The 7,262-nt window shown below is 58.6% G+C and carries 8 protein-coding genes; 2 read left to right on the top strand and 6 right to left on the bottom strand.

Annotated elements, in window-relative coordinates:
• Both ACRESJ_RS08815 and minC read right to left on the bottom strand, forming a co-directional pair.
• The coding region (locus ACRESJ_RS08815) for an AAA family ATPase (RefSeq protein WP_431757564.1) at positions 1–319 on the bottom strand (319 nt) is incomplete at its 3' end.
• A 200-nt stretch (positions 320–519) separates the two neighbouring features.
• Positions 520–1,257: a septum site-determining protein MinC gene (gene minC / locus ACRESJ_RS08810; RefSeq protein WP_431757563.1), complete on the bottom strand. Its 738-nt coding sequence runs from the start codon at positions 1,255–1,257 to the stop codon at positions 520–522.
• A 118-nt stretch (positions 1,258–1,375) separates the two neighbouring features.
• Between minC and ACRESJ_RS08805 the strand changes: the two genes are divergently transcribed.
• Both ACRESJ_RS08805 and ACRESJ_RS08800 read left to right on the top strand, forming a co-directional pair.
• On the top strand, positions 1,376–2,308 hold the full coding sequence (locus ACRESJ_RS08805) for a lipid A biosynthesis lauroyl acyltransferase (protein WP_431757562.1): 933 nt from the start codon (positions 1,376–1,378) through the stop codon (positions 2,306–2,308).
• Positions 2,309–2,441: 133 nt separating this feature from the next.
• The gene (locus tag ACRESJ_RS08800; protein WP_431757561.1) at positions 2,442–3,599 is read left to right on the top strand and encodes a patatin-like phospholipase family protein; all 1,158 of its coding nucleotides are present in this window, start codon (positions 2,442–2,444) and stop codon (positions 3,597–3,599) included.
• 87 nt (positions 3,600–3,686) lie between these two features.
• On the opposite strand, the gene ACRESJ_RS08795 is transcribed toward ACRESJ_RS08800, so the two are convergent.
• The 4 genes from ACRESJ_RS08795 to ACRESJ_RS08780 form a co-directional block, all read right to left on the bottom strand.
• A complete protein-coding gene (locus ACRESJ_RS08795; protein ID WP_431757560.1) occupies positions 3,687–4,472 on the bottom strand; it encodes an outer membrane protein OmpK in 786 nt (261 codons plus the stop codon).
• A 26-nt stretch (positions 4,473–4,498) separates the two neighbouring features.
• Positions 4,499–4,846, bottom strand: coding sequence for a hypothetical protein (locus ACRESJ_RS08790; protein ID WP_431757559.1), 348 nt, complete (start codon positions 4,844–4,846; stop codon positions 4,499–4,501).
• A gap of 1 nt (position 4,847) precedes the next feature.
• Positions 4,848–5,633: an outer membrane protein OmpK gene (locus tag ACRESJ_RS08785; protein WP_431757558.1), complete on the bottom strand. Its 786-nt coding sequence runs from the start codon at positions 5,631–5,633 to the stop codon at positions 4,848–4,850.
• Positions 5,634–5,807: 174 nt separating this feature from the next.
• Positions 5,808–7,166: a nucleobase:cation symporter-2 family protein gene (locus ACRESJ_RS08780; protein ID WP_431757557.1), complete on the bottom strand. Its 1,359-nt coding sequence runs from the start codon at positions 7,164–7,166 to the stop codon at positions 5,808–5,810.
• Between the last annotated feature and the right edge of the window lie 96 nt (positions 7,167–7,262).

The raw sequence follows: 7,262 nt of genomic DNA, 5'->3' as shown, positions 1-7,262 counted from the left end.
TCAGGACTTTTTCCACGCCTTCGACGGTCAGCGCGTCTTTGTCGCGGGTCTGGCTGGCGGCCAGCACGTAGAGGTTTTCCAGGCGCTTGTCTTTGATCAGGGCCTGTTGCAGGTTGGCTTCGCCGTTAACCACGTTGACAAAGTCATACACCACGCGGCGTTCGCAACCCATGATCAGGTCGAGGTTACGCAAGCCGACGTCGAAGTCGACGATCACTGTTTTGTGGCCGCGCAGAGCGAGGCCGGTACCGATAGCGGCGCTGGTGGTGGTCTTACCCACACCACCCTTGCCGGATGTAACCACGAGAATCTTGGCCAAGGTGTTTCACCCCTAATGAAAAAGGACTTTTAGCCCCTGAAAAACATCTCTTGAAAACTACTGCAGTCGAACAGCCTTGGCTGGAATTCGGTTTTAAGCGGCGTTTACCCCCGGTAAACACTGCGTTTGGCCTGTTTCCTACTTCGTTTGCGCCATTTTCGCTACGTTTTGGAGATGCTTGGAAAATGCGGCAGTATCCGTTAAAGACGAATGATGTTCAACACGTCGCCCGACAGGCTGACTTGCACGCCCGCACCCCATAAGGGATCGCGGCGCAGATCTTCGGAGACCTTGTAATGACCGGCGATGGACACCAGTTCAGCGCTCATTTGCTGACAGAAAATCCTGGCTTTCGTGTCGCCTTTGACGCCGGCCAACACTCGACCTCGCATCGGGCCGTATACATGGATGTTGCCATCGGCAAGAAGTTCCGCCCCCGGGCTGACCGAAGAAATCACTACCAGGTCGCTGCCCTGGGCATAGATCTGCTGGCCACCGCGTACTGGCGAAGTGATGATCTTCGTCGGCTTGACCGTGGGTTCAGGCGGCTTTTCCGGTTTTTTCGCTACAACGGCTTCGTTCAACTCCAAAGCACGCTCACGGGCACCGGACGGCGGTAACACCGGTATATCGACGGCAATGGCGGCCGCGATGTCTTCAATGCGGCTGGCGCGAATCGCCAGCGTGCGCAGACCATGCTGACGGCAGACACGCATCAGGCCCGGCAGATCGACAGCGCCTTCGCCGGGCGGGAGCTTGTCCAGGGCCAGTACCAGCGGCGCATTGCTGAAGAAACCAGGTGCCTGGGCGACCTTGGCCGCCAATTGCCGGTCGAGGCTTTCGAGGTCGTTACGGGCCAGTTCCAGCACCGTAATGGCGAGCATGCTGCCCTTCAGCTGGAACACGGGATCTTGGTCTAGCGGTTCGGTTTGGCTCATGTTCGGCATACAACGACTTGTCACTAAAAGTGCCCAGACTTATAACGAGAACGCCCGCAGGCCGCAAGCCGGGTCGAACGATGTAGAATGCGCGGCCATTGTCTTTACGGAAGCTTTAATGGATCGCCCGCGTTTTCGAACAGCATTTCTTTCTCCACGTTTCTGGCCGCTGTGGTGTGGCCTGGGACTTTTGTGGCTGATAGTGCAGCTGCCATACCCGGCCTTGCTGCGGACCGGTCGTGTTCTCGGCGCGCTGATGTATCGCCTGGCGGGTGACCGACGGCGCATTGCCAAGCGCAATCTGGAGCTGTGTTTCCCTGAAAAGTCCGCTGCCGAGCGCAAGCGCCTGCTCAAGGAAAACTTCGCCTCCACCGGCATCGCGTTTTTTGAAATGGCCATGAGCTGGTGGTGGTCGCGCAAGCGACTGGCGAAGCTGGCCCACATTGAAGGGTTGGAGCATCTGCAACAGGCCCAGCGTGAGGGCAAGGGCGTGATCCTGATGGCCGTGCACTTCACCACGCTGGAGATCGGCGCAGCATTGCTCGGCCAGCAGCACACCATCGACGGCATGTACCGCGAGCACAAAAATCCGGTGTTCGACTTTATCCAGCGGCAGGGCCGAGAGCGGCACAACCTCGATTCGCTGGCGGTCGAGCGCGAAGACGTGCGCGGCATGCTCAAGCTGCTGCGCGCCGGCCGGGCGATCTGGTATGCGCCGGACCAGGACTACGGCGCCAAGCAAAGTATCTTTGTGCCATTGTTCGGCATTCAGGCGGCCACCGTCACCGCCACCAGCAAATTCGCACGGCTGGGCAAGGCTTTGGTGGTGCCGTTCACTCAGGAGCGTCTGGCGGACGGCAGCGGGTATCGCCTGGTGATACATGCGCCGCTCGAAGGCTTTCCCGGAGAAACCGAAGAAGCTGACTGCCTGCGCATCAACCAGTGGATCGAAGGTGTGTTGCGTGAATGTCCGGAGCAATACCTCTGGGCCCATCGCCGCTTCAAGAGTCGTCCACCGGGCGAGCGCAAGATCTACGCGAAACGCGGCTGATCAATCTCTCGGTTCCTGTAGGAGCAGCCGGTCGACGCTCGATTGCTCGCGAAAAACTTGAGTTCGCCACGGGTTGGCAGGCTGCAAACATCATTAGAATGACATCCCATCCCAGCACCATGGAGCGTTGCGAATGAGTCCAGGCGAACCGGTTACAGGGTTGATACTTTCCGGTGGCGGGGCTCGGGCGGCCTATCAGGTGGGTGTATTGGCGGCGATCGCCGAGTTGCTGCCGTTGGGAGCGGACAATCCGTTTCCGGTGATTGTCGGCACGTCTGCCGGGGCGATCAATGCGGTCAGCCTGGCCAGCGGGGCCACGGATTTTCGCGCAGCCATCGAGCGCTTGACCGCGTTCTGGCAAGGCTTTCGCAGTCATCTGGTACTGCGCAGCGACTGGCCCGGAGTGATCCACCAGGCAAGTCGTTTCGTCAGTCACAATCTAATGGGGCTTGGGGCTCAAGTTCCGGTGGCGTTGCTCAACAGTTCGCCGCTGCGCGGTCTGCTCAACGACAAGCTGCAGATGAACGGTATCGCCGAAGCCATCGCACAACGCCAGTTGCATGCCGTGGCTGTGACGGCGTTCGGCTATGAGTCCGGTCAGGCCGTCACGTTCTATGAGGGTGGCGGCACTATCGACGCCTGGTTGCGTCATCGACGGATTGGCGTGCCCACTCAATTGTCCGTTGATCATTTGCTCGCCAGCTCAGCCATTCCCCTGTTGTTCGCACCGGTGAAAATCGGAGAAGAGTATTTTGGCGACGGCGCGGTGCGCCAGTCAGCGCCGATCAGCCCGGCGCTGCATTTGGGCGCCAGCCGCGTGCTGGTGGTCGGCGTCAGTGGCAACCCACGTGGATTCGATCCTGAACAACCGCTGCAACGCGCTTATACCGGACAACAACCGACCTTGGCGCAGATCGGTGGGCACATGCTCAACAGTACGTTCATTGACAGTCTGGAAAGCGATATCGAGTTGTTGCAGCGCTTGAATCAGTTCAGTCACCTCATGCCCGACGGCACGCCCATCCGCACATTGGGGGTGGCGCCTGTGGAGGTGTTGGTGATTTCACCGAGTCAGCCGATCGACGAGATCGCCGCCCGCCATCGCCAGGAATTGCCCGCGGCACTGCGCCTGTTTCTACGCGGCCCGGGGGCGACCAAGACCAGTGGGGCAGGGGTGTTGAGTTATTTGCTGTTCGAGGCGGGGTATTGCAGCGAATTGATTGACCTGGGGCGGCGGGATGCCTTGGCCAAGAAGGATGAGCTGTGCAGGTTTCTGGGGTTGCCTTCTTAATGCAAAGATCGCAGCCTTCGGCAGCTCCTACAGGGGAACGCATTCCAAGGTAGGAGCTGGCGCAGCCTGCGATCTTTTGCCGTTAAATCAGAAGTGAACCTTGACCAGGAAGCTGGTCACGCTCTGATCGGTCTTGAAGCCATCAGAGTCTTCGATACCGTACTTGTTCTTCCAGTAGTCATACTCGACACCCACGTACAGCTGCTTCTCGCCCAGATTCAGCGCCTTGCCCAGGTCGTACTTGATCTGAGGATTGAAGTGCAGGTTGGCGTGGTATTCGCCTTTGCTGTTGACGTCGTTGTCGACCACCCAGTCCATGAAGCCGTCGATCAGGATGCTCGAATCGCCAACCGGGATGGTGTAGGACCAGACCGGCGTGACCTGCCAGATATCGTCACCTGGACGGCTGCCTTCGGTGTGACGGTTATAGAAGTTCAGTTGGAAGTAGTCGAAGCCCGGGATGGCCAGGTCGAAACCAGGGCCGATCAGGTAGGACTCGGTATCGTCTTCGCCGAACTCGTAGGTCATGGCCAGCAATACGTCTTTGATCGGGCCAAATTCCAGCTTCTGGTCGAAAATCTTGTTGAACGACAAGCGCGGGCTGAACTCGCCGTAATGGGTGTTATCGCCAGCGAAGGCGTCTTCCTTGCCGTTGTAGAAGATTTTGTCGATGAAGAAGAAGTTGTCGCCGTATTTCCAGCCATCGGCGTGTTCGAAGGTCACCGTCTGCTGAATGCGCGGGTTGACCTGGAAGTCCTTGCCATACAGATAAGTCAGGCTGTTGTTTTGCCATTGCAGCAGATCGCCGGCCATGGCCTGACCCCCCGCCAGCATCGATCCCGCCAGCATCAGGCTAGTGCACGTACGTTTCATTCGGTTGCTCCCAAAATGTAGTGGTTTCACGTTATTTTTTTCAGGTCGGCGCTCTGGTGTGGCGCCTTTTTCTGTAGCTGTAAAAAATCATCCAATCGGTCAGCTTCAATGCCGAAAGCAAGAGCTGCGCCAAGGCTTTCGAAAAGCAAAAAAACTCCCGCTCGGCTGCTCAAGAACAGTCGATTGAGAGGGGGTTCGGGATGCCTTGGTACCGTCCAGAGCCGGGATAAGTTGGCTTTCTGGTCAGGAATTAAATCCGGGCTTTTTTTTAAAGCGGATTCAGGCGGCCGCGGAGAATACTGACTCCTTGGCCAGGTCTCAAGTGCCCCGCAACAGCGCACCGACGACAGGTTTGGCGCACGGTTGCGGGTCATCTTAGAAATGCACCTTCACCAGCAGGCTGGTGGTATTTTCGTTGGTGTCGAAGCTGGAGGTGTTTTCGATGCCGTATTTGTCTTTCCAGTAGCTGTACTCGATGCCGGCATACACCTGCTTCTCGCGCCAACCCAGGGCTTTGCCCAGGTCGTATTTGATTTGCGGGTTGAAGTGCACGTTGGCGTGATAGGTGCCATGCGAGTTCTGATCGTTGTCCGTCACCCAGTCGATGTAGCCGTCGATCAACAGGCTCGAATTGCCCAATGGAACGGTGTAGGACCAGGCCGGCGAGATCTGCCACACGCCATCGCCGGGGCGCGAGCCTTCGGTATAACGCTGGTAGATGTTCAGGGTGACGAAGTTGAAACCGGGCACCTTGAGGTCGAAACCGGGACCGATCAGATAGGCCTCGGTGTCGTCTTCGCCATTCTCGTAAGTCATGGCGAGCAACACGTCCTTGATCGGGCCGAATTCGAGTTTCTTGTCGAAGATCTTGCCGAAGGACAGGCGCGGGCTGAACTCGCCGTAATAGGCATGAACGCCTTTGTTCCGGTCTTTTTCACCGTTGTAGTAGGTGCTGTCGATGAACATGAAGTTGTCGCCGTACTTCCAGCGGTCGGCGTGCTCGAAGGTCACCGTTTGCTGGATCGACGGGTTGACCTTGAAATCCTTGCCGTACAGGTAACTGACGCTGTTGGTCTGCCACTGCAGTAAATCCCCGGCCATGGCCTGGCTGGCTGCCAGAAGGCCCGCGCCCAACAACATGTTTTTCTGTGTCCGAATCATCTGTTGCTCCTCTTCTTTTTATTTTTCTCAGGCAAAGGCAGCCCCATACCCCTGTAGGAGCGAGCTTGCTCGCGATGGTCGTTAACGATTACGCGTGCAGTCTGGATAAACGCGGTGCTCTTGCGTCCATCGCGAGCAAGCTCGCTCCTACAGGGATCGGCTGTACCTTTTCAGTCAATGCGAGTGGGCGTGGCAGTCGTTGGCCGCGGCGCGTTCCTGTCCACCGAGGATGTTGAACAGCAAGTTCAGCGACAGGGCGCTGAGGGTGGCCATGGCGATGCCGCTGTGGGTAATCGGGCTCATCCACAGGGGCAGGTGGGCGAAAAACTCCGGACGCACCACCGGGATCAGGCCCATACCGATGCTCACTGCCACCAGTAACTGGTTGCGACGATCACCAATGTCGGTTTCCTGAAGAATCTTGATCCCGGTGGCGGCAACCATGCCGAACATCGCGATCGCTGCACCACCCAGTACCGCGGGGGGAATCGAGGCCACCAGGAACGCGGCCTTGGGCAGCAGGCTCAGCACGATCAGCAAGCCACCGGCAACAATGGTCACCGAGCGGCAACGCACGCCGGTCATCTGCACCAGGCCGATGTTTTGTGCGAAGGACGAATGGGTGAAGGTATTGAAGAAACCGGCGAAAAACGACGCGCCGGCATCGCACAGCAGGCCGCGGCGCAGCCGGCGTGGGCAGACTTCATCGCCGGTGATCTTGCCCAGCGCCAGGAACATCCCGGTGGACTCGACGAAGATGATCACCACCACCAGGCACATCGACAGGATCGGCGCCAGTTCGAACTTCGGCATGCCGAAGTGCAGCGGGGTAACAAATTGCAGCCACGGCGCCTGGTCCATGCCGCTCAGGTCAACCATGCCGATCAGGCCGCAGAGCACGTAGCCCAGGCACATGCCGATCAATACCGAAATGTTGACCCAGAAACCGCGCATGAAGCGGTGCACCAACAGAATGGTGCCCAGCACCAGCGAGGCGATGGCCAGGTAAATCGGTGAGCCGAATTGCGCCGCCTCGGCGCCGCCACCGGCCCAGTTCACGGCCACGGGAAACAGCGACAGGCCGATCGAGGTGATGACCGTGCCGGTCACCAGCGGCGGGAAGAAGCGTACGACCTTGGACATGAACGGGGCGATGATCATGCCGAAGAACCCGGCGGCGATGGTAGCGCCGAAGATCCCTTGCAGACCGACTCCAGGCATGCCGGCCATGGCGACCATGCTGCCGACAGCGGCGAAACTGGCGCCCATCATCACGGGCATGCGAATGCCCATTGGGCCGATACCGAGTGATTGAACGATCGTGGCGATGCCGGCGACCAGCAGGTCGGCGTTGATCAGGAAGGCGATTTCTTCACGACTCAGGCCCGCGGCCTGTCCGATGATCAGCGGCACCGCGATGGCACCACCGTACATCAGCAAAACATGTTGCAGACCGACCAGGATCAGTTGCAAAAGGGGCAAACGCTGAATGGCGGGTGCGTCGGGGATGCGTGCTTTGGAGAGCTCGGACATGCAACACCTCGGATCTTTTTTATTCTTGTGATTTTGTGCATCAGGATGACCGCGGCGCGGCCAATCGCTGGCAAGCCAGCTCCCACAGGTCATATA

Source organism: Pseudomonas sp., from assembly GCF_050739655.1.
Taxonomy (GTDB): Bacteria; Pseudomonadota; Gammaproteobacteria; order Pseudomonadales; family Pseudomonadaceae; genus Aquipseudomonas.
Note: the sequence above shows the minus strand (reverse complement) of the source record. Positions and strands in the feature narration are given on the sequence as shown.

Coding starts and splice junctions, on each gene's coding strand:
- minC (WP_431757563.1), bottom strand. CDS start 1,257: ATGAGCCAAACCGAACCGCTAGACCAAGATCCCGTGTTCCAGCTGAAG.
- ACRESJ_RS08805 (WP_431757562.1), top strand. CDS start 1,376: ATGGATCGCCCGCGTTTTCGAACAGCATTTCTTTCTCCACGTTTCTGG.
- ACRESJ_RS08800 (WP_431757561.1), top strand. CDS start 2,442: ATGAGTCCAGGCGAACCGGTTACAGGGTTGATACTTTCCGGTGGCGGG.
- ACRESJ_RS08795 (WP_431757560.1), bottom strand. CDS start 4,472: ATGAAACGTACGTGCACTAGCCTGATGCTGGCGGGATCGATGCTGGCG.
- ACRESJ_RS08790 (WP_431757559.1), bottom strand. CDS start 4,846: ATGACCCGCAACCGTGCGCCAAACCTGTCGTCGGTGCGCTGTTGCGGG.
- ACRESJ_RS08785 (WP_431757558.1), bottom strand. CDS start 5,633: ATGATTCGGACACAGAAAAACATGTTGTTGGGCGCGGGCCTTCTGGCA.
- ACRESJ_RS08780 (WP_431757557.1), bottom strand. CDS start 7,166: ATGTCCGAGCTCTCCAAAGCACGCATCCCCGACGCACCCGCCATTCAG.